Source organism: Streptomyces sp. cmx-18-6, from assembly GCF_046548915.1.
Taxonomy (GTDB): domain Bacteria; phylum Actinomycetota; class Actinomycetes; order Streptomycetales; family Streptomycetaceae; genus Streptomyces.
The window spans coordinates 83,942-110,356 of the sequence record NZ_JAEBEP010000018.1; the positions used below are offsets into that span (position 1 = coordinate 83,942).

Annotated in this window: 21 protein-coding genes and 1 tRNA gene; 13 read left to right on the top strand and 9 right to left on the bottom strand. The window is 69.4% G+C overall.

Translation table 11 applies throughout. The annotated features are described in order from the left end of the window. Positions 1–79 precede the first annotated feature (79 nt). From ACLJPL_RS30925 to ACLJPL_RS30935, 3 genes are all read left to right on the top strand, one after another. Positions 80–550, top strand: coding sequence for a PaaI family thioesterase (locus ACLJPL_RS30925; protein ID WP_411084262.1), 471 nt, complete (start codon positions 80–82; stop codon positions 548–550). A gap of 518 nt (positions 551–1,068) precedes the next feature. Then, positions 1,069–1,521, top strand: a complete 453-nt coding sequence (lepB, locus tag ACLJPL_RS30930) for a signal peptidase I (protein WP_411084263.1) — start codon at positions 1,069–1,071, stop codon at positions 1,519–1,521. Continuing rightward, positions 1,518–3,383 (top strand): BTAD domain-containing putative transcriptional regulator, encoded by a 1,866-nt coding sequence (locus ACLJPL_RS30935; protein ID WP_411084264.1) that lies wholly within the window; start codon positions 1,518–1,520, stop codon positions 3,381–3,383. The genes lepB and ACLJPL_RS30935 overlap by 4 nt, the downstream gene beginning before the upstream one ends. A gap of 130 nt (positions 3,384–3,513) precedes the next feature. Here the strand turns inward: ACLJPL_RS30935 and ACLJPL_RS30940 are convergent, their stop codons facing one another. The 3 genes from ACLJPL_RS30940 to ACLJPL_RS30950 are packed head-to-tail and all read right to left on the bottom strand — an operon-like array spanning position 3,514 to position 6,476. Then, positions 3,514–5,397, bottom strand: a complete 1,884-nt coding sequence (locus ACLJPL_RS30940) for an ABC transporter ATP-binding protein (RefSeq protein WP_411084265.1) — start codon at positions 5,395–5,397, stop codon at positions 3,514–3,516. Further along, the gene (locus tag ACLJPL_RS30945; protein WP_411084266.1) at positions 5,394–5,897 is read right to left on the bottom strand and encodes a hypothetical protein; all 504 of its coding nucleotides are present in this window, start codon (positions 5,895–5,897) and stop codon (positions 5,394–5,396) included. The genes ACLJPL_RS30940 and ACLJPL_RS30945 overlap by 4 nt, the downstream gene beginning before the upstream one ends. 24 nt (positions 5,898–5,921) lie before the next feature. Next, on the bottom strand, positions 5,922–6,476 hold the full coding sequence (locus tag ACLJPL_RS30950; protein WP_411084267.1) for a MauE/DoxX family redox-associated membrane protein: 555 nt from the start codon (positions 6,474–6,476) through the stop codon (positions 5,922–5,924). 1,014 nt (positions 6,477–7,490) lie between these two features. On the opposite strand from ACLJPL_RS30950, the gene ACLJPL_RS30955 reads away from it, so the two are divergent. The 5 genes from ACLJPL_RS30955 to ACLJPL_RS30975 all read left to right on the top strand — a co-directional run bounded on the left by ACLJPL_RS30955 (position 7,491) and on the right by ACLJPL_RS30975 (position 13,180). Beyond that, positions 7,491–8,726 carry a branched-chain amino acid ABC transporter substrate-binding protein gene (locus ACLJPL_RS30955; protein WP_411084268.1) on the top strand — a complete coding sequence of 412 codons (1,236 nt, stop codon included), beginning with the start codon at positions 7,491–7,493 and terminating at the stop codon, positions 8,724–8,726. 101 nt (positions 8,727–8,827) lie between these two features. Next, a complete protein-coding gene (locus ACLJPL_RS30960) occupies positions 8,828–9,760 on the top strand; it encodes a branched-chain amino acid ABC transporter permease (RefSeq protein ID WP_411084269.1) in 933 nt (310 codons plus the stop codon). 5 nt (positions 9,761–9,765) lie between these two features. Beyond that, positions 9,766–11,592, top strand: a complete 1,827-nt coding sequence (locus ACLJPL_RS30965; protein WP_411084270.1) for a branched-chain amino acid ABC transporter permease — start codon at positions 9,766–9,768, stop codon at positions 11,590–11,592. Positions 11,593–11,597: 5 nt separating this feature from the next. After that, complete coding sequence (locus ACLJPL_RS30970; RefSeq protein ID WP_411084306.1) at positions 11,598–12,467, top strand: ABC transporter ATP-binding protein; 870 nt, start codon at positions 11,598–11,600, stop codon at positions 12,465–12,467. After that, positions 12,464–13,180, top strand: coding sequence for an ABC transporter ATP-binding protein (locus ACLJPL_RS30975; protein ID WP_411084271.1), 717 nt, complete (start codon positions 12,464–12,466; stop codon positions 13,178–13,180). Before ACLJPL_RS30970 ends, ACLJPL_RS30975 begins: the two co-directional genes overlap by 4 nt. 87 nt (positions 13,181–13,267) lie before the next feature. Here the strand turns inward: ACLJPL_RS30975 and ACLJPL_RS30980 are convergent, their stop codons facing one another. Continuing rightward, positions 13,268–13,924, bottom strand: coding sequence for an ANTAR domain-containing response regulator (locus ACLJPL_RS30980; protein ID WP_388291690.1), 657 nt, complete (start codon positions 13,922–13,924; stop codon positions 13,268–13,270). Between the two features lie 97 nt (positions 13,925–14,021). Between ACLJPL_RS30980 and ACLJPL_RS30985 the strand changes: the two genes are divergently transcribed. Both ACLJPL_RS30985 and ACLJPL_RS30990 read left to right on the top strand, forming a co-directional pair. Further along, positions 14,022–14,096, top strand: a tRNA-Leu gene (locus tag ACLJPL_RS30985). A gap of 110 nt (positions 14,097–14,206) precedes the next feature. Then, positions 14,207–14,983, top strand: a complete 777-nt coding sequence (locus tag ACLJPL_RS30990; protein WP_411084272.1) for a transcriptional regulator — start codon at positions 14,207–14,209, stop codon at positions 14,981–14,983. A 17-nt stretch (positions 14,984–15,000) separates the two neighbouring features. Here the strand turns inward: ACLJPL_RS30990 and pyk are convergent, their stop codons facing one another. Both pyk and ACLJPL_RS31000 read right to left on the bottom strand, forming a co-directional pair. Beyond that, complete coding sequence (pyk, locus tag ACLJPL_RS30995) at positions 15,001–16,440, bottom strand: pyruvate kinase (RefSeq protein ID WP_411084273.1); 1,440 nt, start codon at positions 16,438–16,440, stop codon at positions 15,001–15,003. Positions 16,441–16,560: 120 nt separating this feature from the next. Next, entirely contained in the window at positions 16,561–17,283 is a 723-nt protein-coding gene (locus tag ACLJPL_RS31000; RefSeq protein ID WP_411084274.1) for an SIMPL domain-containing protein, read from the bottom strand. Positions 17,284–17,427: 144 nt separating this feature from the next. Here ACLJPL_RS31000 and ACLJPL_RS31005 point away from each other — a divergent pair, with 144 nt between their 5' ends. After that, positions 17,428–19,269 (top strand): bifunctional metallophosphatase/5'-nucleotidase, encoded by a 1,842-nt coding sequence (locus tag ACLJPL_RS31005; protein ID WP_411084275.1) that lies wholly within the window; start codon positions 17,428–17,430, stop codon positions 19,267–19,269. A gap of 86 nt (positions 19,270–19,355) precedes the next feature. Here ACLJPL_RS31005 and ACLJPL_RS31010 read toward each other — a convergent pair whose 3' ends face one another. Beyond that, entirely contained in the window at positions 19,356–20,783 is a 1,428-nt protein-coding gene (locus tag ACLJPL_RS31010; protein WP_411084276.1) for a lysine N(6)-hydroxylase/L-ornithine N(5)-oxygenase family protein, read from the bottom strand. Next, a complete protein-coding gene (locus tag ACLJPL_RS31015) occupies positions 20,780–22,231 on the bottom strand; it encodes a pyridoxal phosphate-dependent decarboxylase family protein (RefSeq protein WP_411084277.1) in 1,452 nt (483 codons plus the stop codon). Before ACLJPL_RS31015 ends, ACLJPL_RS31010 begins: the two co-directional genes overlap by 4 nt. A gap of 364 nt (positions 22,232–22,595) precedes the next feature. On the opposite strand from ACLJPL_RS31015, the gene ACLJPL_RS31020 reads away from it, so the two are divergent. Together ACLJPL_RS31020 and ACLJPL_RS31025 are read left to right on the top strand one after the other, a co-directional pair. Then, positions 22,596–23,048 (top strand): ATP-binding protein, encoded by a 453-nt coding sequence (locus ACLJPL_RS31020; RefSeq protein WP_411084278.1) that lies wholly within the window; start codon positions 22,596–22,598, stop codon positions 23,046–23,048. 255 nt (positions 23,049–23,303) lie between these two features. Next, positions 23,304–23,681, top strand: coding sequence for an ArsR/SmtB family transcription factor (locus ACLJPL_RS31025; RefSeq protein ID WP_411084279.1), 378 nt, complete (start codon positions 23,304–23,306; stop codon positions 23,679–23,681). Between the two features lie 66 nt (positions 23,682–23,747). Here ACLJPL_RS31025 and pepN read toward each other — a convergent pair whose 3' ends face one another. Further along, positions 23,748–26,318 (bottom strand): aminopeptidase N, encoded by a 2,571-nt coding sequence (gene pepN, locus ACLJPL_RS31030; protein WP_411084280.1) that lies wholly within the window; start codon positions 26,316–26,318, stop codon positions 23,748–23,750. Between the last annotated feature and the right edge of the window lie 97 nt (positions 26,319–26,415).

Genomic DNA, 26,415 nt, shown 5'->3' on the forward strand with positions numbered 1-26,415 from the left:
CCCCTAAGCGTCCGCTCAGTCGTCTGATATGAACAGTGCAGACAGCGATGAACCAGCGCAGACGATCGGAGCCGGACCCATGGGCGAGCACACAGCACCCCTCTTCCCGCAGGAAGTCATCGACGAGTACGCGGCCCTCGGCGTCGACCTCCCCGCCCTCTTCTCCGCCGGCCACCTCGGCGAACGCATGGGCGTGACCATCGTCGAGGCCGCCGCCGACCGCGTCGTCGGCACCATGCCCGTCGAGGGCAACACCCAGCCCTACGGCCTCCTCCACGGCGGCGCGTCCGCCGTCCTCGCCGAGACCCTCGGTTCCATCGGCTCCATGCTCCACGGCGGCGCGGGCAAGCTCGCGGTCGGCGTCGACCTGAACTGCACCCACCACCGCGGCGTCCGCAACGGCCTCGTGACCGGCGTCGCCACCCCCGTGCACCGGGGCCGCTCGACGGCGACGTACGAGATCGTCATCACCGACGACCAGGACAAGCGCGTCTGCACCGCCCGCCTCACCTGCCTCCTGCGCGACACCCCCCGCCCCGAAGCCGGCTGACCCCCGCAGCTCGTGGAACGGCCTGCCGCCCGAGACCGGCAGGCCGTTCGGAGCACAGGCGGTGACGCGGGAGCGGAGGCACGGGGGCTGCGGCGGCACGTCCCTGTCATGCGACGCGGCCGCCGACCGCATGACAGATCTGCCGGTGGAAGAAACCCCGGCTTTTCCCGCAATAGCAGAATTCGCGGAGTGCGGCGTCCGCCTCGGCCACCGTTCGGGGCGCGCGAGCCCGCCCGAATCCCCTCGCCGACGGAACTCACCACTCCGATCGCAGCGTCTCCTTCTCGGCGGAAATGCATATGCGACGAATGAGACAGACACCGGCAGCATCGAATATCCCATCCCGCACATTCTGGGTATACCCGCGGACAACGCCGCCCGCGCCCGCACCACCACATCCCGGACGGAGAACGGGATTCCGGATACGACGCCTTGCCAACTGCCTCCTGCATTGCGATTGACAACCCCCCGGGCCGGATGCACGATCATGCGATCCGAACCGCTGACAGGGTGGGCAGATGCAGACTTTCTGGGTGGCTGGCGGAATCGCATCGGTGATCGTGGCGTGTTTTTCGATTGCACTTAATTTGCGCAAACGGTTCACCGTGGTGACAGTCGAGGGAACCAGCATGGAACCCACCCTCTCGCCCGGGGACCGCGTCGTGGTGAAACGCCGCGCAATAGACCGGATCGAATCGGGCGACATTGTCGTCCTGCCCCCTCCCCCGACGCACAACAGCTACGAATCCCTTGACGGATCCGCCTGGAACATCAAACGCGCCGCCGCCGTCCCCGGTGATCCCGTCCCGGCCGGAATACCGGGCGCGGACGGTCTGACCGAGGTACCCGCCGGCTCCCTCGTGGTGTTCGGCGACAACCCCGACAGCATCGACTCCCGGCACCGGGGCCTCTTCCCCGCCGACCGGATGCTGGGCGTGGCGACCCGCAGACTGGGCGGCCCCGCACTGTGAGCGACGACCTGGGGCGACGTCCGCAGACCCCCGCGGTCCGCTTCGGACTCCTGGGGCCTCTGAGGATCACGCAGGACGGCCACCCGATCCACGTCCCCGCCGACAAGCAGCGAACCATCCTCGCGATGCTCATCGCCCACAGGGGAAGCGTCGTGCCGGTGCGCACGCTGACCGAAGAGATCTGGGGCAGCGCACCTCCCCGCTCGGCCGTGGCCAATCTGCGGACCTACATCATGCAACTCCGGCGGCTGCTGCGACCGCTGGACCGCCCGGAGCACATCCGGCTGGCCACAGCGCGCTTCGGATACACCCTCAGCATCGCCGACCACGAACTCGACTCCGCCCGCTTCGAAGCCCTCACCGAGCAGGGCCGGCGGGCGGCGGCACGCCAGGACATGGCCGAGGCGTCCCGGGCCTACCGCAGCGCCCTCGCCCTCTGGCAGGCGGAGCCCCTGGCAGACGTACCCCAGGGCCCCGTCCTGCGGGGCATCGCCGAGGAGCTCGGCGAGAACTGCGTCAACGCCTTCGAGAACCGCATCACCGCCGAACTCACCCTCGGCGAAGGCGCATCGCTGATCGAACCCCTGCGCAGGATCATCCGGAGACATCCGCTGCGCGAACGGCTGAGGAGCCAGCTGATGGTCTCCCTCTACCGCAGCGGCGACGCCGCCGCCGCGCTGACCGCGTTCGCCGACGCCCGGGGCGTGCTGCGCCACGAACTCGGCATGGACCCGGGACCGGAGCTCCTGGAAACCCACCAGGCCGTCCTGCGCCGCGACCCCTCGCTGTCACCCCTGCGCACCGCCGCCCGGGTGACCGGGGACACCACCGGGAAAACCACCGGACCCCGCCAACTCCCCCGCGAATCAGCGGTGTTCGTCGGCCGGGGCACGGAACGCGAACAGGCGCACAAGGCCCTGCGCGCCCAGGCCGGCGAGACCGTCGGAGCGCCGGTGGTCCTCTTCCACGGCCCCTCGGGCACGGGGAAGTCCGCTCTGGCCCTGCGCGTCGCCCACTCGGTGAGCAGCGCCTACCCCGACGGCAGGCTCTACGCCGACCTGCGGGGCGGCGGCCCGGGCGCCCGGCCGCTCGGACCGACCGAGGTACTGCGCCGATTCCTCAAGGCGCTGGACGTGCCGGGCCACGACGTACCCGACTCCGAGGACGAGGCGGCGGCCGCCTACCAGTCCGTACTGGCGGACAGACGCGTCCTGATCGTCCTCGACAACGTGCCCCCGGGCGACGGGGTGAACTCCCTCCTGCCCGCCGGCCCGCACTGCGCCGTGCTCATCACCGGCATCGGCGCCATGCCCACCCTGGACGCCGTCCGGATCCCCGTGCACCCCCTGACCGCGGAGCACTCCGTCAGCCTGCTCGCCGAGCTGATAGGCCGGGCCCGGGTCACCGCCGAACCCGGCCCGGCCGTGGAGATCGCCCGCCTGTGCCAGGGAAACCCGCTGGCCCTCAGCATCGTCGGCGCGCGCTGCACGAACCGCCCCGACCGGCTGCTCGCGGACGTCGCCGACCGGCTCCGCGACCCGGAGCAACGCCTCGACCAGCTCCAGGTAGCCGGCCTCACCATGCGCTCCGGATACACGCTCAGCTACGCCGCCCTGCCGCGCACCGGCCGCCGGCACTCCGCCGCGTTCGCCTTCAGACGCCTCGGCCTGCTGGACCGGCCCTTCGACGGGCAGCTCGCCGCGAAGACGATCGGCGCCACCCTGCCGGACACCGAACTCCTCCTGGAAGAGCTGCTCGCCGCGGGCCTCCTGCGGCCCGTGGGCCGGGAGCAGTTCGACATGCCCGTCCTCACCCGGCTCTTCGCCCGGGAACTGGCGGCCCGTGAGGACGTGCCCCCGTGAGCCTCCCGCGCCCGGACGGTCCGGCGGAACGGTGCTCAGGCGGCCGCGTCAGCGGGAGCGGATCCTCCGGACGTCTTGAGCCGGCAGCCGATCGGGGCGAAACCCCGGACGGCAGTCGCTTCAGCCCCGGTCAGGAGACCACGGCCCGCGCACCGTCCGTGTCGCGGTAGCCGTCCGCCTGGATGGAGAACAGCTTCGCGTACGTCCCCGCCCGCGCCATCAGCTCGTCGTGGCTGCCCCGTTCCACGATCCGCCCCTCCTCCAGCACCACGATCGTCCCCGCCTCCCGGACCGCGCCGAGCCGGTGGGACACCAGCAGACTGGTGCGCCCGGCACGCTGTTCGCGCAGCCCCCGGTGGATCTCGTACTCGGCCTCCGCGTCCAGCCCCGCGCTCGGCTCGTCCAGGATCAGCAGATCCCGCCGGTCGCGCAGCAGCGTGCGGGCCAACGCGAGCCGCTGCCACTGCCCGCCCGACAGGGCCACACCCGCCTGCCCGCCCTCCTCGTCATCCGCCTGATCGGTAAAGATCCGGCTCAGCAACGTGTCGTAGCCACGGGGCAGCGCCGCGACCGCACCGTCCGCCCCCGCCCGCCGGGCCGCCTCCTGAAGCCGCCCCCGGTCCGGCAGGGCCTCCAGGTCGCCCACGCCGATGTTCTCGGCGGCGGTCAGGTCGTAGCACATGTAGTCCTGGAAAAGGACGCTCATACGACGCCGCAGCTCCTCCGGAGGCACGTCGCGGATGTCCACCCCGTCCCAGAGGATGTCCCCCCTGGTCGGATCGTAGAACCGGCACAGCAGCTTGATCAGCGTGCTCTTGCCCGCCCCGTTGAGCCCCACCAGCGCGACCGAACTCCCCTTGGCCAGCGTCAGGTCGACCCCCCGGAGGATCCACGGGTGGTCCTCGTCGTAACGGAACCAGACGTCCCGCAGCTCGATCCGGGCTCTCAGCTCGGGCAGGTCCCGGACCACCGCCGAGGGCCGGACGGGCAGGTCGTCGGGAAGGGAGGTCACCTTGTCGTGATAGCCGAACACCAAAAGCGCCTGGTGCGCGAGAGCCACGTTGTCGACCAGACCGGCCAGCGCCGCCTGGGTGCCGGCCACCGCCGCGACGAACGCCGTGACGTCGCCGACGCTCAGCGAACCCCGCGCGGCCGCGTGCACGGCCCACAGCAGCCCCACGGCCGCCACCAGAGTGGACAGCAGCGCCAGCAGCGACTGCGTACGCGCCTCGCGCCGGTCCAGCGCCCGCTCCCCCGACTGCCGGACCGCCAGCTCACCGAGCATCCGCTCCCGCAGGAAATCCCCCAGCCCGAACAGCCTCGTCTCCTTGGCGCCCCGGACATCGGTGATCAGCAGCGAATAGAAGATCTCGCGCCGGGCCGACGCCGACACACCCGCCAGCATCGTCACCCGCTGCCTCGACAGCACCAGCCGCGCGATCAACGCCGGCACCGCGGCCGCCGACACCAGACCGGCCATCACCGGGCTCAGCAGAGTCAGCGTCCCCAGCAGGCTGACCAGCGTGATCACATTGCGCACGGTGTCGAACAGCCCCGTGGTGACCGGCCCCATCGCACCGCCCGACGCCTGCAACGCCATGCTCAGGTCATTGCGGAACTCCGGGTTCTCGAACCTCGACAGACCACGGAAACCGTTGATCGAACTGTAGAGCCGGTCCTGCATCAAACGGTCGAGCCTGCGGGCCAGTTCGTTCTGGAGATACGTCGACAGATGCGGCAGCACACCCGCCGCGAGCCCCACCGCCGCCAGCATCACCGTCCACCGGACCACCTCGTCCGCACGGCCGGCGGCGAGGTCGTCGACGATGAACTTGGTGAACCACGCGGTCGCGGTCGGAAGAAGACCCGAAACCACCATGATCAGGAGATACACCGCCGCCGGCAGCCGCCCGGCCCGCCAGCACAGCAGCCAGGCCGCCACGAGGTACCTCAGCAGCCACCGCGAGCCCCTGCGCTCACCGGCGGCCCCGGCGATCGGCCGCACCGCGGTCACACCGCCGCCGCCGGCTCGCCCAGCGCCTCCAGATCCGCCTCCGCCCGCACCACGACACCGTCCGGGCCGACCACCAGGAACGTCGGGAACGCCCCGATCTCCAGGGCGCTCACCACCTCGGCGGCCGCCGCGTCCCGTATCACCACCGCGTCGTGGGCCACATGCGCCGCCAGCTCGTCCGCCCGGGGCCCCTCGCCGGAAACCACCGCCAGCGCCCCCCGTCCGCGCGCCCGTGCCGCGAACCGCGGCGCGTGCTCGTGGCAGGTCCCGCACCGCGCGTCGAAGAAGGCGACCAGAGCGGGCTTGTGCGCGGCCGCCGCCTCGGGCAGCGCGCGGCCCACCAGGACACCGTGGTCGTACGGCGTGAACGACGGCCCGACCGCGAGCCGTTCCAGCTCGGCCGTGTGCTCCCGCAGCCTGCGCAGCACCGCGAACGTCAACACCAGGTCGAACACGCACAGCACCCCGACCAGCACCACGGCCGCAACAACGAACGTCATGAGAACCACCTCAGTCGCACCGGCTCACTCACCCACGGCCGGCATCACAGGTCGAGACGAGAAAAGGGACATCAGATCGTCGAGGCGCACCACCAGGAACACCCCGAGCACGGCCGCCACCCCGGCGACGGCCACACCACCGGCATGCGCCGGCCACGCCGCCCCGGCGCCCAGGGCGGCGGACGCCAGCCCTCCGGCGCCCGCCACCGCGAGGATCAGGTTGCGCACGACATGGACCCGCCCCAGCGGAGCGGACGACGCCCCGAAACACCGGCAGGGAGCGGAACCGCCGGCACGCAGCGCCAGCACGATCCCCGCCGCGAAGGCGCAGAGCAGGAGTACCGCCGCCAGGAACCCGGCGGGAACCGTGCCCGCCGGAACCAGCAGCGCCAGGACCAGGAACTCGACACCGACCACCACGGCCGCGCACACCCGCGACACGCGCCGGGAGAAAAGCCCCAGCCGCACCACCGAGCCAGCGAATTCGCGATAGGCGGCCGCACTGCGGATCTTCCCGGCGAACGCCGCCAGGAATACCCCCGCCAGCAGAATCCGGCAGAACAGCACGAGATACGTCATGTGATCAACCCCCCGGGCTCCCCGGATCCGGCAGAACCGCCGGCGCGGACGCCGTCGTGCGCCAGGCGGGACGCACGGCGGCACTCACCAGCAGCCTCAGCAACCGATGTAACGGACGCTGGTGCACTTGCCGCACGACGTCCGGCCACCGACCACGTGACAGAGCCGGTAGATCTTCCGCCAGTCGGCCGTGCAGAAGCAGTACTCCCAGAAACTCGTATCCGCCGAGGCGTTCGCCTTCGGAACCAGACGTGCGAGCACCCGGTCACCCACACGGTTGATCACAGAATTCATGAGCCATTCCTCCCACAGGCCGCGAACAGAGACCCCCGGCGCTCCGCTCGGCGAGCCCCGCGCCGGGAGATCCGCACGCTACGGACACGCCGTAGAACGACCCATACAGCCGGGCTACAACGCGGCGTCCGCACGGCCGGCCACCGCCCGGGCCGCACCGCATTCCGGACCGGGCGGACCCATATCCGTAACGCGATACGGGAAGTTGACGGGAACGCACGGTCAACACCCTTGACCGCCGCACCCGTTCCATGACCTGCTGCAACAGCAGAAACCAGCCTCGCGACGCATTCCACATATCCCACACATGTAACACTGCGTAACATGTGTGCAATACACGAAAAACACCACACCCCCACCCCCGCACCCCCGGGCAGGCATCCCCCCGCACCCCTTGCGCCCCGATTCGTGCGACAGCACCAAGATCACCCCAAGCCCCTTAGCAGAGCTGCGGGTTCTCACTATGTGGGCACTTCACCGCTCGGGCAAAAGCCGTACACCTCCACAGTGCGGTCAACAAGCCTTCCCCACGGCATAACAAGACAGTCACATCATCAGCGGACCCATCCCGCACCCCCTCGGCTGCGCTTAGAGTCACCGCCAGTCACCGCGCCGCCGGGCGCCTCTGCTGCACAGCCCCAGCACCACCCCAGTACGGCCCCGGCGAACTACACCGCACCTCACGCCAGAGGAGCGCCGCGCCAGGGAAAGGACCCTCTCGTGCGACACCGTTCTTTGCTCATACTCACCGCAGTGCTCACCACCGGAGCACTGACGCTCACCGCCTGCGGGTCGCGCGACGACAGCAGCAAGGGCAGCGGCGACAGCGGTGGCAAGACCACCGTCGTCATCGGTGTCGACGCACCCCTCACCGGCTCCCTCTCCGCGCTCGGCCAGGGCATCAAGAACTCCGTGGACCTCGCGGCCAAGACCGCGAACAAGAACAACGAGGTCCCCGGCATCGAGTTCAAGATCGAAGCCCTCGACGACCAGGCCGTCCCCGCCTCCGGACAGGCCAACGCCACCAAGCTCGTCGGCAACACGGACGTCATCGGCGCAGTCGGCCCCCTGAACTCCGGCGTCGCCCAGTCCATGCAGGGCGTCTTCGAGAAGAGCGGCGTCGCCCTCGTCTCCCCCGCCAACACCAACCCCGCCCTCAGCCAGGGCGACAACTGGGGCAAGGGCGAAATCAAGCGCCCCTTCAAGACCTACTTCCGCACCTGCGCCACCGACGTCGTCCAGGGCAAGTTCGCCGCCCAGTACCTCTACAACGACGCCAAGAAGAAGAAGGTCTACGTCGTCGACGACAAGCAGACCTACGGCGCCGGCCTCGCCGCCATCTTCTCCGCGGAATTCAAGCGCCTCGGCGGCAAGGTCGTCGGCACCGACCACGTCACCGTCAAGGAGACCGACTTCTCCAGCACCGCCGACAAGGTCAAGTCCTCCGGCGCCGACTCCGTCTACTTCGGCGGCCAGTACCCCGAGGGCGGCCTCCTCTCCGACCAGATCAAGAAGACCGGCGCCAAGATCCCCACCATGGGCGGCGACGGCATCTTCGACCCCGCGTTCATCAGCGCCTCCGGCGTCGCGAACGACAGCGACCTCGCCACCTCCATCGGCTACCCCGTCGAGGCCCTCCCGACCGCCAAGAAGTTCATCGCGGACTACAAGGCAGCCGGCTACAAGGACGCCTACGCCGCATACGGCGGCTACTCCTACGACGCCGGCTGGGCCATCATCCAGGCCGTCAAGACCGTCGTCGCCGACAACGACGGCAAGCTCCCCGACGACGCCCGCGCCAAGGTCGTCGAAGCCCTCGGCAAGGTCTCCTTCGACGGCGTGACCGGCTCCGTCGCCTTCGACGAGAACGGCGACACCACCAACAAGCAGCTCACCGTCTACGAGGTCCAGAAGGGCGCCTGGAAGGACGTCAAGAGCGCCACGTTCGAAGACTGACCCACCAGCACCACCCCGCCCCACCTGACCCACACCGCGCGAGGGCGCAAACAGCGCCCTCGCGCGGAGTCATATCCGACAAGCTCATCGGAGGCCCTGCGGTGCACGAACTGCCGCAACAGCTGGCCAACGGCCTTGCCCTCGGCGCCCTCTATGGCCTCATAGCCATCGGGTACACCATGGTGTACGGCATCGTCCAGCTCATCAACTTCGCCCACGGCGAGATCTTCATGATCGGGGGCTTCGGCGCCCTCACCACCTACATCATGCTCCCCAGCGGAACGACCCTCCTCGTCGCCATCCCGCTCATGATCATCGGTGGTGCCATCGCCTCCGTCGCCGTGGCCACCGCCGCGGAACGGTTCGCCTACCGGCCCCTGCGCGGCGCCCCCCGCCTCGCCCCGCTCATCACCGCGATCGGCCTCTCGATCGTGCTCCAGCAGCTCATCTGGGGCTTCTACCCCGACGCCAAAAAGCCCCGCAGCTTCCCCGAATTCCAGGGCGAGTCGTTCAAACTGCTCGACAACCTCTACCTCCAGCGCGCCGACGCCTTCGTCCTCGTCCTCGCCCCGCTCTGCATGCTCGCCCTCGGCCTCTTCGTCGCCAAGAGCCGCAGCGGCCGCGCCATGCAAGCCACCGCCCAGGACCCCGACACGGCCAAGCTCATGGGCATCAACACCGACCGCATCATCGTCATGGCCTTCGCCATCGGCGCCGCGTTCGCCGCCGTCGCCTCCGTCGCCTACGGCCTCGACAAGGGCCAGATCAACTTCGAGATGGGCTTCGTCCTCGGACTCAAGGCATTCACCGCCGCAGTCCTCGGCGGCATCGGCAACATCTACGGAGCCATGGTCGGCGGCGTCGTCCTCGGCCTCGCCGAAGCCCTCTCCATCGCCTACATCGAAGAAATCCCCGGCATGCAGCAGCTCGGCGGCGGCGCCTGGGCCAACGTCTGGGCCTTCGTACTCCTCATCGTCGTCCTCCTCGTCAGGCCACAGGGCCTGCTCGGCGAGCGCGTCACGGATCGGGCGTGATACCGATGACCACCAACACCAACGAGACGACGCCCGTCCTCGCCATCCCCGCGCCCGCGGCCCGCACAGCCACCACCGCGAGCGCCGCACTCACCATCGGCACCACCTTCCTCGCCTGGACCTGGACCTCCGCCTTCCCCGGCGACCTCACCGTCACCGGCTACCCCGGCGGCCTCCAAGTCCTCACCCTCGTCGGAGCAGCACTCACCCTGCTCTTCGCCGCAGCCGGCTACGGCACCCGCGGCCTGCGCTGGCTCAACCCCGCCCAGAGCAACAACGCGACCTTCCTCCTCGCCCTGGGCACCTTCGCCACCACCTGGTTCGCCACCCTCGCCATCGCCATCGAACTCGGCGGACTCGCCAACCTCGAACCCGGCGGCTTCGCCGCCATGGCAGCCTCCCTCCTCACCGTGATCGCCGCCCTGGGACTCCCCCTCGACCGGCACACCAAGGAATCCCTGCCCGAGTGGAACTGGGCCGTAGCCGCCCCCACCCTCGTCATCGGCTACACCCTCTGGCGCACCATCCGCCTCGGCCCCAACACCCGCAAGGCCAAACGACCCATCGAGCTCCCCTCCTGGGCCGAAATCCTCATCATCGTCGCCGCCTTCGGCATCGGTCTCTACGTCGTCACCTACGGCATCGACACCGAATACGCCGAACTCTTCACCGGCTACATGATCATCACCGCGTTCGCCGTCACCGCGCTCTTCAAAGCCGGCCTCACCGCACGCCTCTCCGCACTCACCACCAAATACCGCTCCATCGCCGTATCCGCGGCCTTCGTCGCCGCGGCAGCCTTCCCCTTCACCCAGAACACCGACCAGTTCACCCTCATCGCGGTCAACATCCTCATCTTCGCGACCGTCGCACTCGGACTGAACATCGTCGTCGGCCTCGCCGGACTCCTCGACCTCGGATACGTCGCCTTCCTCGGCGTCGGCGCCTACACAGCCGCCCTCGTCTCAGGCACCACCGCATCCGCCTTCGGCGTCCAGTTCCCCTTCTGGGCCTCCGTCCTCACCGGCGCCTTCGTCTCCCTCATCTTCGGCGTCATCATCGGAGCACCCACCCTCCGCCTCCGCGGCGACTACCTCGCCATCGTCACCCTCGGCTTCGGAGAAATCTTCCGCATCGCCGTCGGCAACCTCGACGGAGTCTCAGGCCCCCGCATCACCAACGGCCCCAACGGCGTACCGAACATCCCCGACCTCAACTTCTTCGGGTACAACTTCGGCGAATCCCACACCATCCTGGGCTTCGAACTCGGCTCCTACGCCAACTACTACCTGCTCATGCTGCTCGCGATGATCCTCGTGGTCGTCGTCTTCAGCCGAGCCGGCAGCAGCCGCATCGGCCGCGCCTGGGTCGCCATCCGCGAAGACGAGACCGCCGCCACCGCCATGGGCATCAACGGCTTCCGCACCAAACTCATCGCCTTCGCCCTCGGCGCCACCCTCGCCGGCATCGCCGGCACCGTCCAGGCCCACGTCCAAAGCACCGTCGTCCCCGAGATGTACGTCTTCGCCGGACCCGTGCCGCCCAACTCCGCCTTCCTCCTCGCCGCCGTCATCCTCGGCGGCATGGGAACCATCAGCGGACCCCTCATCGGCGCCACGCTCCTCTACATGATCCCCGCGAAGCTCCAGTTCCTCCAGGACTACCAGCTCCTCGGATTCGGCCTCGCACTCATCCTGCTCATGCGCTACCGCCCCGAAGGGCTCATCGCCAACCGGCGCGCCAAGCTGGAATACCACGAGACCGGCCAACTCGACGTACCCGACGAAACCCTGGCCGGCACCACCTCCGGCACCACGAAGGCGGGGGCGTGACCACCATGACCACCACCACGACCAACACCGCCACCACCGTCCTCGACGCCAGCGGGGTCACCATGCGATTCGGCGGACTCACCGCCGTACGCAACGTCGACCTCACCGTCAACGCAGGCGAGATCGTCGGCCTCATCGGCCCCAACGGCGCAGGCAAGACCACCTTCTTCAACTGCCTCACCGGCCTCTACGTCCCCACCGAGGGCAAGGTCAGCTACAAAGGCACCGTCCTGCCCCCCAAGCCCCACCTCGTCACCCAGGCAGGCATCGCCCGCACCTTCCAGAACATCCGGCTCTTCGCCAACATGACCGTCCTGGAAAACGTCCTCGTCGGACGCCACACCCGCACCAAAGAAGGTCTCTGGTCCGCCCTCCTGCGCGGCCCCGGCTTCAAGAAGGCCGAAGCCGCCTCCCACGCCCGCGCCATGGAACTCCTCGAATTCATCGGACTCCAGGACAAGGCCGACCACCTCGCGCGCAACCTCCCCTACGGAGACCAGCGCAAACTGGAAATCGCCCGCGCCCTCGCCAGCGACCCCGGACTCCTCCTCCTCGACGAGCCCACCGCAGGCATGAACCCCCAGGAAACCCGCGTCACCGAAGAACTCATCTTCGCCATCCGGGACCAAGGCATCGCCGTACTCGTCATCGAGCACGACATGCGCTTCATCTTCAACCTCTGCGACCGCGTCGCCTGCCTCGTCCAGGGCGAGAAACTCGTCGAAGGCACCCCCAACGTCGTCCAGGCCGACGAACGCGTCGTCGCCGCCTACCTCGGCACGCCCTTCGAAGGCGCACCCGGGCAGGAAGAAGTCGCCGAGGTCGAAGCCGCCGAAGCGCACAGCAACACCCGCACGGAAGGGGAAACCCAGTGACCGCCCTGCTCGAGGTCGAAGACCTCCGCGTCGCCTACGGCAAGATCGAAGCCGTCAAGGGCATCTCCTTCAGCGTCGAAGCCGGCCAGGTCGTCACCCTCATCGGCACCAACGGCGCCGGCAAGACCACCACCCTGCGCACCCTCTCCGGGCTCCTCAAGCCCTCCGGCGGCCGCATCACCTTCGACGGGAAACCCCTCGGCAACGTCCCCGCCCACAAGATCGTGGCACTCGGACTCGCCCACTCCCCCGAAGGCCGCCACATCTTCCCCCGCCTCAGCATTGCGGAGAACCTCCAGCTCGGAGCGTTCCTCCGCACCGACAAGGCAGGCATCGAGAAGGACATCCAGCGCGCCTACGACCTCTTCCCCATCCTCGGGGAACGACGGAAGCAGGCGTCCGGCACCCTCTCCGGCGGCGAACAGCAGATGCTCGCCATGGGACGCGCCCTGATGTCCCAGCCCAAGCTGCTCATGCTCGACGAGCCCTCCATGGGCCTCTCCCCGATCATGATGCAGAAGATCATGGAGACCATCGTCGAACTCAAGGCGTCGGGCACCACGATCCTGCTCGTCGAACAGAACGCCCAGGCCGCCCTGTCCCTCGCGGACCAGGGCCACGTCATGGAGGTCGGCAAGATCGTCCTCTCGGGCCCCGGCTCGGACCTGCTCCACGACGAGTCCGTCCGCAAGGCGTACCTCGGCGAGGACTGACCCTCCGGCACGTACGCGAGAGGCCCGCACCCGGTTCACCCCGGTTGCGGGCCTCTCGCTTTCGTACGCTTCTCCGTACGTACGCGGCTACTCGGCCGCCTTCTTCTTCTCCTCGGCGTCCGCGATCAGCGCCTCCGCCAACTGCTGCATCGACATCCGGCGATCCATCGACGTCTTCTGGATCCACCGGAACGCGGCCGGCTCGGAGAGCCCGTAATCCGTCTGCAGGATGCTCTTCGCCCGGTCCACCAGCTTCCGCGTCTCCAGCCGCTGCGACAGGTCCGCGATCTCGCTCTCCAGCGCCTTCAGCTCCGCGAACCGCGACACCGCCATCTCGATGGCCGGCACCACGTCGCTCTTGCTGAACGGCTTCACCAGATACGCCATCGCCCCGGCGTCCCGGGCCCGCTCGACCAGGTCGCGCTGCGAGAAGGCGGTGAGCATGAGGACGGGCGCGATGGACTCCTCGGCGATCTTCTCGGCGGCGGAGATCCCGTCTAGGACCGGCATCTTCACATCGAGGATCACCAGATCCGGCTTGTGCTCCCGGGCCAGCTCCACGGCCCGCTGCCCGTCGCCCGCCTCACCGACGACGGAGTAGCCCTCCTCCTCCAGCATCTCCTTGAGGTCGAGGCGGATGAGGGCCTCGTCCTCGGCGATGACGACGCGGGTCGTCAGCGGCGGGACGTGCGACTTGTCGTCGTCGACGGCGTCTACGGGCTGGGGCGACTCGGGGGTGGTCACGGGGCTCCTTGAGATGGGGCAGATACTGCTGCCACGAGCCTACCTAGCTCCTGTAAGGTAGTGACGCGCAGGGCAGCAATGACCCTTCCTTTCTAAGGCCCCAGTACTCCAACTGGTTAGAGAGGCCGCTCTCAAACAGCGGACAGTGTGGGTTCGAATCCCACCTGGGGCACTTATCCTTGGATTCCAAGGCGCAAGGCGGTTCGGCGAACTTCACTTGATCTGAGTACGCGTGCCCCATTCCACGCCGAGTTCGCCGGGTGCGCGACGAAAATCGGCGGCATGTACGACATGGGAACCCGCGAGCGGGCACTGGCTCTGGTCGCGCAGGGCCGCAGCCTCAATTCCGTGAGCAAGCAGACCGGCATATCGCGCGCCGCGATTCGCTCCTGGCAAACCCGCCTCGAACCGCTCGACCCGAATCGGGGCAAGCCGTGCCCAAGGTGCGCCGACGCGCCCGCGGCGATCGAGAACCCGTCCTCGTACGCCTACTTACTGGGTCTCTATCTCGGAGACGGCTGCATCAGCGCCGCCAAGCGGGGGGTGTACTCCCTGCGCATCGCGTGTGCTGACGCGTGGCCGGGGCTGATCGATGCCTGTGCCGAAGCCATTCAGATCGCACGGCCGCACAACAAGGTCTGCCGGGTGGCAAGTGTGGGTTGCCAGTACGTCACTTCCTTCAGCAAACACTGGCCCTGCCTCTTCCCCCAGCACGGCCCCGGCAAGAAGCACGACCGCAGGATCATCCTGGAGCCGTGGCAGCAGCAGATCGTGGACGCCCACCCCTGGGAATTCATCCGCGGCCTCATCCACTCCGACGGGTGCCGCATCACCAACTGGGCCACACGCATGGTTCGCGGCGAAAGCAAGCGCTACGAATACCCCCGGTATTTCTTCACCAACAAGTCCGACGACATCCGCAAGCTCTTCAGCGACACCCTCACCGCCGTAGGCGTGGAGTGGACCACCCTCGCACGCGGCAGCAAGCCGCTGAACATCTCCGTAGCCCGACGTGCATCCGTAGCCCTCATGGATGCGCACGTCGGGCCGAAATACTGAGCCGAGCCTGAGCCGCCCTACTTCGGGCTGTCGTCCTCGCCGATGTGGTGGACGCGGACCAGGTTCGTCGAGCCTGCCACGCCGGGCGGGGAGCCGGCGGTGATCACCACGATGTCGCCCTTCGCGCAGCGGCCGATGCGGAGGAGTTCCTCGTCGACCTGGGCGACCATCGCGTCCGTGGAGTCGACCTTCGGGCCGAGGAAGGTCTCCACGCCCCAGGTGAGGTTGAGCTGGGCGCGGGTCGCTTCGTCGGGGGTGAAGGCGAGAAGCGGGATGGGTGAGCGGTAGCGGGAGAGGCGTTTCACCGTGTCGCCGCTCTGGGTGAAGGCGACGAGGAACTTGGCGCCGAGGAAGTCGCCCATCTCGGCGGCGGCCCTGGCGACCGCGCCGCCCTGGGTGCGGGGTTTGTTGCGTTCGGTGAGGGGCGGGAGGCCCTTGGCGAGGATGTCCTCTTCTGCGGCTTCGACGATGCGGGACATGGTGCGCACGGTCTCGATGGGGTATTTGCCGACGCTGGTCTCGCCGGAGAGCATGACGGCGTCGGTGCCGTCGATGATCGCGTTGGCGACGTCGGAGGCTTCGGCGCGGGTGGGGCGGGAGTTGTCGATCATCGAGTCGAGCATCTGGGTGGCGACGATGACGGGTTTGGCGTTGCGCTTGGCGAGCTTGATGGCGCGCTTCTGGACGATGGGGACCTGTTCCAGGGGCATTTCGACGCCGAGGTCGCCGCGGGCGACCATGATGCCGTCGAAGGCGGCGACGATGTCGTCGATGTTGTCGACGGCCTGGGGTTTTTCGACTTTGGCGATGACGGGGAGGCGGCGGCCTTCTTCGTCCATGATGCGGTGGACGTCGTCGATGTCGCGGCCGGTGCGGACGAAGGAGAGGGCGATGAGGTCGGCGCCGGTGCGCAGGGCCCAGCGGAGGTCGTCGATGTCCTTTTCGGAGAGGGCGGGGACGGAGACGGCGACGCCGGGGAGGTTGAGGCCCTTGTTGTCGGAGACCATGCCGCCTTCGATGACGGTGGTGTGGACGCGGGGGCCGTCGACGTCGGTGACTTCGAGGGTGACGCGGCCGTCGTCGACGAGGATGCGTTCGCCGGTGGTGACGTCGGCGGCGAGGCCGTCGTAGGTGGTGCCGCAGATGTCGCCGTCGCCTTCGTTCTCGAGGGGTTCGACGGTGATGGTGAAGGTGTCGCCGCGTTCAAGGAGTACGGGGCCTTCGCGGAAGCGTCCCAGGCGGATCTTCGGGCCTTGAAGGTCGGCGAGGATGCCGACGCTGCGGCCGGTTTCTTCGGATGCTTTGCGTACGTGGTGGTATCGCTGCTCGTGTTCGGTGTAGGAGCCGTGGCTGAGGTTGAAGCGGGCGATGTCCATTCCCGCTTCGACCAAGGCTTTGATCTGGTCGTATGTGTCGGTGGCGGGTCCCAGGGTGCAAACGATTTTCGCTCGGCGCATGGTTCGAGCCTAAACCTTACCTACGGGTAGGTATTTGGCTCGGCATGACACCTCAACAACCTTTGGGTGAAGGGTTATTGACAAGTGTTGAATTGTGCGGTGGTGCGCTCTGATGAGCGTTTATCCGAGGTTCGGGGGGATGAGGGTGAAGGAGGCTTCGACCTGGGCGTCGACGTTCTGGCGTACGGGTTCGAGGTCGATGGGGGCGGCGTCGGCGGCTGCTTCCGCGCCTGCCGCTCCGTAGGGCATGGCCTGGGCGAAGGCGGCGCGGCCGAGGGGGCCGTGGTGGGTGCCGGTGTCGCTGAGTTCGAGGAGGGCGCCGAGGCGGGTGTCGAGGGCTTCGGCGTATTCGCGGGCGCGTTGGAGGGCTTCGCGGACGGCTTGGCGCCTGGCGGCGGCGTGGTGGGGGGAGGTGGGGCGCAGGGACCACCAGGGGCCGTCGACGCGGGCGAGGTCGTGGTCGGCGAGGCGGGCGGTGAGTTCGCCGAGGGTGGTGAAGTCGTTGAGGGTGACGGTGAGTTGGATGTGGCCGTGGTAGGTGCGGATGCGTTCGCCGCGGCCGTGGCGGGTGAGTTCGGGGCTGAGGGAGAGGGTGCCGGTTTCGAGTTTTTCGATGGTGTCGCCGTAGCTCTTGATGAGGTCGAGGGTGGTGGTGTTGCGGTGGGTGAGGCTGTCGAGGGTGGTGCGGCGGTCGGTGCCTCGGGCGGTGAGGGTGATGGTGATGTGGGCGATTTCGGGGTCGACTTCGAGGTGGGCTTCGCCGCGGACGGTGACGTGGGGGGTGTCGGGGGTTCCGTAGGGGTGGTGGGTGGTGGTGGGCGCGGGTGTGGGGGTTTCGGTCATGCGTTCACTGTGGCATGGCGGGTGGTTGTGGAGGGGGTGTGTCGGGTGGTCATCGGATCGAAACCTGCGTGGGGTGTCGCGTGGAATGTGGACTGGGCCAGAATCTACGCGCGTTGCCCGTACTGAACGAGGAGTGAGTGAGCGATGTCGTTGAACCCCTTGGACCGTAGGACGTTTCTGGGCCGTTCGGCTGCTGCCGGTGCGGGTGTGGCGATGGCGGGCGGTGCGGTGGTGGGGGCGGCCGGTGGGGCTCGGGCGCATGGTCACGGGCATGGCTCCGGGCTGGGTCATGGGCGGCCGGGCAAGCGGTATTCGTTCACGGTGATGGGCACGACGGATCTGCACGGGAACGTCTTCAACTGGGACTACTTCACCGACAGGGAGTACGACGACGCGGCCCGCAACGACATCGGGCTGGCGAAGATCTCGACGTTGGTGGACCGGGTGCGGCGGGAGAAGGGGCGGCGGAACACGCTGTTGATCGACGCGGGTGACACGATCCAGGGCACGCAGTTGTCGTACTACTACGCGAAGGTCGATCCGATCACGGCGCGTCGTGGTCCGGTGCATCCGATGGCGAAGGCGATGAACGCGATCGGTTATGACGCGGCGGCTCTGGGGAATCACGAGTTCAATTACGGGATTCCGGTGCTGCGGAAGTTCGAGGAGCAGTGTGATTTTCCGCTGCTGGGGGCGAACGCGCTGGATGCGAGGACGTTGCGGCCGGCGTTCGCCCCGTATGTGATCAAGCGGTTGCGGACGCCGTTCGGGCGTGATGTGCGGGTGGCGGTTCTGGGGTTGACGAATCCGGGGATCGCGATCTGGGACAAGGCGAATGTGGGCGGGAAGATGGTGTTCCCGGGGTTGGAGGAGCAGGCGGCGAAGTGGGTGCCGAAGCTGCGTTCGATGGGTGCTGATGTGGTGATCGTGTCGGCGCATTCGGGTTCGTCGGGGACGTCGTCGTACGGGGATCAGTTGCCGTATGTGGAGAATGCGGCGGGTCTGGTGGCGGAGCAGGTGCCGGGGATCGACGCGATTCTGGTGGGGCACGCTCATGTGGAGATCGCCGAGCATTTCGTGGTGAACAGGGCGACGGGGAAGCGGGTCGTTCTTTCGGAGCCGGCGAAGTGGGGGCAGCGGCTGACGTTGTTCGATTTCGATCTGGTGTGGGAGAAGGGGCGCTGGGTGGTCGAGAGGGCCGGTTCGCAGGTGCTGAACTCGAATACGGTGGCGGAGGACCGGAAGGTGGTGTCGCTGTTGCGGAGCGAGCACCGGAAGGTCGTGGCGTACGTCAATCAGGTGATCGGCACGTCGGTGGCGGCGATGTCGACGGCGGCCGCGCCGTGGCGGGACGAGCCGATCATCGATCTGATCAACCAGGTGCAGACGGAGACGGTGGCGGCGGCGCTGGCGGGTGGGGAGTACGGGGCGTTGCCGGTGTTGTCGCAGGCTTCGTGTTTCTCGCGTACGGCGGGGATTCCGGCGGGTGATGTGACGATCCGGGATGCTGCGGGGCTGTATCCGTTCGAGAACACGTTGGAGGCGCGGCTGCTCACGGGTGCGCAGTTGAAGGATTATCTGGAGTATTCGGCCCGGTATTACGTGCGGACGCCGGCGGGTGGTCCGGTGGATACGGCGAAGTTGACGAATGCGGAGGGTATTCCGGATTACAACTATGACGCGGTGTCGGGGGTGACGTACGACATCGATATCGCGCAGCCGGTGGGGTCGCGGATCGTGGAGCTTTCCTTCGGGGGGAAGGCGGTGGATCCGGCGGCTCGGTTCGTGTTCGCGGTGAATAACTACCGGGCGAGTGGTGGGGGTGATTTCCCGCATGTGCCGGGGGCGAAGCAGGTGTGGGCGGATTCGGACGAGATCCGGAACACGATCATCTCGTGGGTGCGGGCGAAGGGGTCGGTGGATCCGGCGGTGTTCGCTTCGGTGGGGTGGCGGCTGACGCGTGAGGGGACGCCGGTGTTCCCGTAACCCTGTCGGTTGTGGGGTGGTGTCTGTGGCCCGGGGCTCCGTGGGGTGAATTCCATGGGTCCCGGGCCGTTTCGCGTCCCGGGGGGTCAGATGGATTGGCTGAGGGGGATGAGGGCGGGGGCCTGGGCGGGGATTCTCGGGGGGCTGGGGGTGAGGCCGAAGGTGGTGAAGGCGGTGCGTTCGGGGAGGGGGTAGGGGGTGGCGCCGGTGAGGTCGTTGAGGATGGTGGCGCTGCGCCAGGCGGCGAGGCCGAGGTCGGGGGCGCCGACTCCGTGGGTGTGGCGTTCGGCGTTCTGGACGTAGACGTGTCCGGTGACCGCGCGGTCGAGGACCAGGCGGTAGTGGTCGTCGATGCGGGGGCGGTGGGAGGTGTCGCGGCTGAGGTAGGGGTCGAGGCCGCCGAGGATGGCGTCGAGGGGGCGTTCGCGGTAGCCGGTGGCGAGGATGACGGCGTCGGTGGTGAGGCGGGTGCGGGTGCCTTGCTGGGTGTGTTCGAGGTGGAGTTCGACGCGGGTGTTGGCGAGGCGTCCCGCGGTGCGGACGTGGACGCCGGGGGTGAGGGTGGCGTCGGGCCAGCCGCCGTGGAGGGTGCGGCGGTAGAGCTCGTCGTGGATGGCGGCGATGGTGTCGGCGTCGATGCCTTTGTGGAGCTGCCATTGGCGGGGGACGAGTTCGTCGCGGGCGGTTTCGGGGAGGGCGTGGAAGTAGCGGCTGTAGTCGGGGGTGAAGTGCTCCAGGCCGAGCTTGGAATATTCCATGGGGGCGAATGCCTGGGTGCGGGCGAGCCAGTGGATCTTCTCGGCGCCTTCGGGGCGGGCGCGCAGGAGGTCGAGGAAGATCTCGGCGCCGGACTGGCCGGAGCCGATGACGGTGATGTGGTCGGCGGCCAGGAGCCGTTCGCGGTGGCGGAGGTAGTCGGCGGAGTGGAGTACGGGGACGGATTCGGCTTCGGCGAGGGGGCGCAGGGGTTCGGGGACGAACGGTTCGGTGCCGATGCCGAGGGCGATGTGGCGGGCGTAGGCGCGGCCGAGTGCTTCGGCTTCGCCGTCGGGGTCGAGTTGGGTGAAGTCGACTTCGAACAGGGCGCGTTCGGTGTTCCAGCGGACGGCGTCGACCTGGTGGCCGAAGTGGAGTCCGGGGAGTTGCTGGCTGACCCAGCGGCAGTAGGCGTCGTATTCGGCTCGTTGGATGTGGAAGCGCTCGGCGAAGTAGAAGGGGAAGAGGCGGTCGCGGGTGCGGAGGTAGTTGAGGAAGCTCCAGGGGTTCGCGGGGTCGGCGAGGGTGACGAGGTCGGCGAGGAAGGGGACTTGGAGGCTGGCGCCGTCGAGGAGGAGGCCGGGGTGCCAGTGGAAGGCGGGGCGTTGTTCGTAGAAGGTCGCGGCGAGGGGGCGGGGGTCGTCGGGGGCGGCGGGGATGTTGTGGGCGAGGGCGGCCAGGGAGAGGTTGAAGGGGCCGATGCCGATGCCGACGAGGTCGTGGGGCTGGTCGGGTGCGGGGGCGGGCCGGTCGGTCATCGGGGGGTGTCGCCTTCTGTGCGGGGGGTGGTGGGCGCCAGGTCGGTGGCGGTGAGGTCGGTGGCGGTGGCGGTGGGGTCGTTGGCGGTGGCGGTGACGAGGTCGATGAGGGCTTGGAGGTCGGCGGGGGTGGTGTGGGGGTTGAGGAGGGTGGCCTTGAGCCAGAGGCGGCCTTCGGCGTGGGCGCGGCCGAGGACGGCGTGGCCTCGGTTGAGGAGGGTGCGGCGGAGGGCGGCGACGGTGTGGTCGTCGGTGCCGGTGGGGCGGAAGAGGACGGTGCTGATGGTGGGGCGGTCGTAGAGGTCGAGGGCGGGGGTGCGGGTGATGAGGTCGGCGAGGTGGTGGGCGGTGGCGATGGTGCGGTCGATGAGGTCGGCGAGTCCGGTGCGGCCGAGTGCTTGGAGGGTGACGGCGATTTTGAGTGCGTCGGGGCGGCGGGTGGTGCGCAGGGAGCGGCCGAGGAGGTCGGGGAGGCCGGCTTCGGTGTCGTCGTCGGCGTTGAGGTAGGGGGCGTGGTGGTGGAGGGGGGTGAGGTGGTGGCGTTCGGGGACGGCGAAGAGGCCGGCGGATGCGGGTTGCCAGCCGAGTTTGTGCAGGTCGAGGGTGATGCTGTGGGCGCGGTCGAGGCCGTGGAGGAGGGTGCGGTGGGTGGGGCTGAAGAGGAGGGGTCCGCCGTAGGCGGCGTCGATGTGGAGTTCGGCGCCGTGGGTGGTGCAGAGGTCGGCGATGGCGTCGAGGGGGTCGATGCGGCCGGTGTCGGTGGTGCCGGCGGTGGCGACGACGAGGAGGGGGCGGTGGAGGGCGGTGAGGGCTTCGTCGAGGGCGGCGAGGTCCATGGCGCCGTGGGGGGCGGGGATGGTGACGGGTTCGGGGAGGCCGAGGAGCCAGGCGGCGCGGGCGATGCTGTGGTGGGTGTTGGCGGCGCAGACGGTCTGTACGGGGCCGTGGCGTTCGCGGGCGAGGAGGAGGGCGAGTTGGTTGGCTTCGGTGCCGCCGGTGGTGATGACGGCGTCGGGTGAGGGGGCGTGGGGGTAGATCTCGGCGGCGAGTGCGGTGGTGAGGTCGGCTTCGAGGGCGGAGGCGGCGGGGGCCTGGTCCCAGGAGTCCATGGAGGGGTTGAGGGCGCTGGCGGCGAGGTCGGCCGCCGCGGCGAGGGCGAGGGGCGGGGTGTGGAGGTGGGCGGCGCAGTGGGGGTGGGCGGGGTCGGCGGCGCCTTCGGTGAGGGCGGTGACGAGGGCGCGCAGGGCGTGGTGGGGGCCGGTGCCGTGGTCGGGGATGAGGGGGTGGGTCGCGCTGCGGGTGCGGGGGGTGACGGTGTCGGGTCCGCCGGCGGGGAGGGGGCCGCCTCGGCGGGTCGCGCCGTCGTGGAGTGCGGTGAGCACGGTGTCGATGAGGGGGCGCAGTGCGGCGGGCCCTGCGGTGCCTCCGGCGAGGGGTGGGGTGGGCATGGGTGGGGTGGTCCTTCGGGAGCGCGGGGGTGGACATGCCAGCTTGTCCCGGGTTTCGGGTGGCGCGGCCGAAGAGCCCAACGATCTGAACTCGAAAGGGGTACTGGTGGCCGGTGTGGGCTGTTTGCCGGGGGTTCAGGTGGTAAGGGTGTGCGGTTGCGGAACGGGTGTGCGGGTATTCGGGGGCGAGTGGATGAGCGCCCTGGGCTGGGGCGGAGCCTCGACGGAAGTTAGTTGATCAATGAATTGCGAAATTCTGCAATTGACTTCATGCTGTGTGGGCCGTGCCGCCGTCGCCCGCGGCACACGGCCCCGCTCGGCCTTTCCGCCCGCGGTGGTGGCGTACTGCCGAGGAGGCTGACCGGTGATCAGACCTCATGACGCGTTGCCGTTCCGCCATGTGCTGACGCTGCCCGCGATGGGTTCGGCGGTGCGTATCGCGCGGGAGACGACGGAGCAGGTGCTGGCGGAGTGGGGGGTGGGTCCGCGCGAGCCGTGTCTCGGTCCGGCGCTGCTGATCCTGAGCGAGCTGGTGGCCAACAGTGTGCGGCACGCGGCCGTGCTCTCCCCGAACGTGACGGTCGTCTTCGCGGGCGGCCCGGACGCGTTCGCGTTCGGCGTCCATGACCGGCATCCCTACCGGCCCGCTCTCTACACGTCCGCCGTGGCCGGATCCGGTCGGGGTCTGGCCACCGTGGTGGAACTGACCCTGGAGCTGGGCGGCAGCGCGGTGGTGCGGGGGGACGCGGACCAGGGCGGCAAGAGCATCTGGGTCACTCTTCCGCTCCAGCGGGCCGGCGCGCCTCTCCAGCGCTGAGACCTCGGCCGGTCCCCCCGATCCCCCGGTCTCCCAGTCCCCCGACCCCCCGGTCCCCCGGTTCCCCGGTTCCCCGGTCCTCACGGTCCCCCGGTTCATCGTCGCGGTGAGAAGGCGCGAGGATGAACCCATGGAGAAGAGATCTGGTGCACCGGGACGCGGTGGACTGCGATGGGGTGGGTCGGGGCGCGGCGAGTCGGGCCGCGATGGGCTGCGGTGCGGTGGGTTTTCGGGGTGCGGAACGGGGCCGCGTCGGTGAGTACGCCGCTGTACCGGCTGAAGGCCGAGTTCTTCAAGACGCTGGGGCATCCGGTCAGGATCCGGGTGCTCGAACTGCTCAGTGAGCGTGAGCACGCGGTCTCGGAGATGCTGGGCGAGGTGGCGGTGGAAGCCGCCCACCTCTCGCAGCAGTTGGCGGTGTTGCGCCGCGCGGGTCTGGTCGTCGCGCGGCGGGAGGGGTCGGCCGTGTACTACACGCTGGCCGCCCCTGAGGTGGCGGAGCTGCTGAGGGTGGCCCGGACGATCCTGACCGAGGTGCTGACGGGTCAGGCGGAGTTGCTGGCCGACCTGCGGGCGGCCGATCCGGGGGCGGAGGGGTCGGGGGCGGAGGGGCCGGGGGCCGAAACCGGGTGAGGTGGGGCCGGCCGGTGCGTGACGGCTGTCGCCGCGCACCGGCCGGCCCCGTGTCGGCTTACCGGCTCAGTGCGCCGTCGTCCGTACGGTCAGGGCCCGGCGCAGGTCGTCGAGCTGGTCGACGAGCTTGCGGCGCAGGGCGGGGATGAGCGCCGGGTCGTCCAGGGCCGCGGTGCCGGTGGCGAGGGCCTCGGCGTCGATGGCGTACGAGGGGAAGGCGTGGCGTCCGGCGGCCTCCGCGATGGCCGGGCCCCGGCGTGCGGCGAGTGCGGTGGCCTCGGGGTAGAAGCGGGGCACGTACGCGCGGACGAGTTCCTCCTGTCCGGGCTGCCAGAAGCCCTGGGCGGTGGCGGTGAACAGGTAGTTGGACAGGGTGTCGTCGCTGAACATCGCCTGCCAGGCGGCGGCCTTGGCCTCGGCGGCGGGGAGGGCGGCGCGGCAGCGGGCGGCGCCTTCGCGGCCGGTGGCGCTGGGGTCGGCGGCGAGTTCGGCGGCGATGGCCTTCTCGTCGGCGGCGCCGAGGGCGGCGAGGCGGGTGAGGATGCGCCAGCGCAGCTCGGGGTCGAGTTCGGGGCCGCCGTGGACGGTGCCTTCGGTGAGCCAGCTCTGGAGGGTGTCGGGCTGGGTCGCGGCGTCGATGAAGTGGCGTACGGCGGTGAGGCGCAGGCCCGGGCGGGAGCCGTCCTCGGTGCGGCGGATCAGGTCGCGGCAGAGGTCGGTGAGGGTGGCCAGTGCGGCCGGGCGTGCCTCGGGGGTGACGTATCGGGCGGCGATCTGCCCGTCCGCGAAGGTCAGGACGCCCTGGACGAGGGCGAGGTCGCTCTCGTACGGGAGGTGGGTGCGGGCGGCGGTGAGGTAGCGCGCGGGGTCCAGTTCGCCGTCGCGGACGAGGTCGCGGGCGGCGTTCCAGACGACGGCCCGGGTCAGGGCGTCGGGGATCGCGGAGAGGTGGGTGAGCGCGGTGTCCCAGGAGGCGGTGTCGAGGCGGATCTTGGCGTAGGTGAGGTCGCCGTCGTTGAGGACGACGAGGGCGGGGCGGCGGCCGGGGCGGATGGTGGGGGCGCCGTCGCCGGGTCCGGGTACGTCGATCTCGAAGCGGTCGCGGGGGGCGAGGTGGCCGGGGCCCGCCTGGGTGTTGAGGGCGTGGTCGAAGGTGGCGACGGCGATGCGGTGGGGGCGGCTGCCTTCGCGTTCGACGGCCAGGGCCCAGGACTGGCCGGCCTCGGTGGGGGCGGTGGGTTCGTGGACGTCGGCGGTGAGGGTGTCGACGCCGGTGGTGCGCAGCCACTGTTCGGCCCAGGCGTGGACGTCGCGGTCGGTGGCGGAGGCGAGGTTGTCGATGAAGTCGGCCAGGGTGGCGTTGGCGAACTTGTGCCGGGCGAAGTGGGTGTTGATGCCGGCCAGGAAGTCCTTCTCGCCGAGCCAGGCGACGAGTTGGCGGAGGGCGGAGGCGCCCTTGGCGTAGCTGATGCCGTCGAAGTTGAGGAGGGCGGAGGCGGTGTCGGGCACGGCGTCGGGGTCGGGGGCGACCGGGTGGGTGGAGGGGCGCTGGTCGGCGTCGTAGCCCCAGCTCTTGCGGGAGACGCCGAACTCGACCCAGGTGTCGGGGAACAGGGGCTCCCCCGCCTGCGGGGAGTTGAGGGCTCGGGGAAGGGTGGCTTCGGTGAGGGTCTGGTAGCCCATGTACTCGGCGAAGGACTCGTTCAGCCAGATGTCGTCCCACCAGCTCAGGGTGACGAGGTCGCCGAACCACATGTGGGCCATCTCGTGGGCGACGACCATGGCGCGGGTCTGGCGTTCGGTGTCGGTGACGGCGGAGCGGTAGACGAAGTCGTCGCGGAAGGTGACGAGTCCGGGGTTCTCCATGGCGCCGGCGTTGAACTCGGGGACGAATGCCTGGTCGTAGGAGTCGAACGGGTAGGGCTCGTCGAACTTCTCGTGGTAGCGGTCGAAGCAGGCGCGGGTGATGTCGAGGATCTCGTCCGCGTCGGCGTCGAGGTAGGGCGCGAGGGAGCGCCGGCAGTGGAGGCCGAAGGGCAGTCCGGCGTGCTCGGTGGTGACCGAGTGCCAGGGGCCGGCGGCGACGGCGACGAGGTAGGTGGAGATGAGGGGGGTGGGCGCGATGGTCCAGCGGCCGTCCCCGGTGTGTTCGGCGATGCCGTTGCCGAGGACGGTCCACCCTTCGGGGGCGGTGACGTCGATGGCGAAGACGGACTTGAGGTCGGGCTGGTCGAAGGCGGCGAAGACCCGCTGGACGTCCTCCATGAACAGCTGGGTGTAGAGGTAGGTCTCGCCGTCTGCGGGGTCGGTGAAGCGGTGCATGCCCTCGCCGGTGCGCGAGTAGTTCATGGCGGCGTCCACGCGCAGTTCGTGGGGGCCGGGGGTGAGGCCGGTGAGGGGGTAGCGGTTCCCGTCGAGGAGGGCGGGGTCCAGGGGCTGTCCGTCCAGCGCGATCGAGTGCAGGGTGGCGGGTTTGATCTCGACGAAGGTGTCTGTGGCCGCGCGGGCGGTGAACCGGATGGCGGTGCGGGAGGCGAAGGTCTCCTCGCCGGTGGCGAGGTCGAGGGCGATCGTGTACCGCTCCACGTCGATGATCTGGGCTCGGGTCTGCGCTTCTTCGCGCGTCAGTACGGACATGGGCCCATGCTGCCGTACGGGGTGGCGGGGGTGCAGGGGGATTCTCGCTGGGCGTACGTACCGGGAGGGGCGGTCCGGGGAGGTGGCGGGGGCCGGG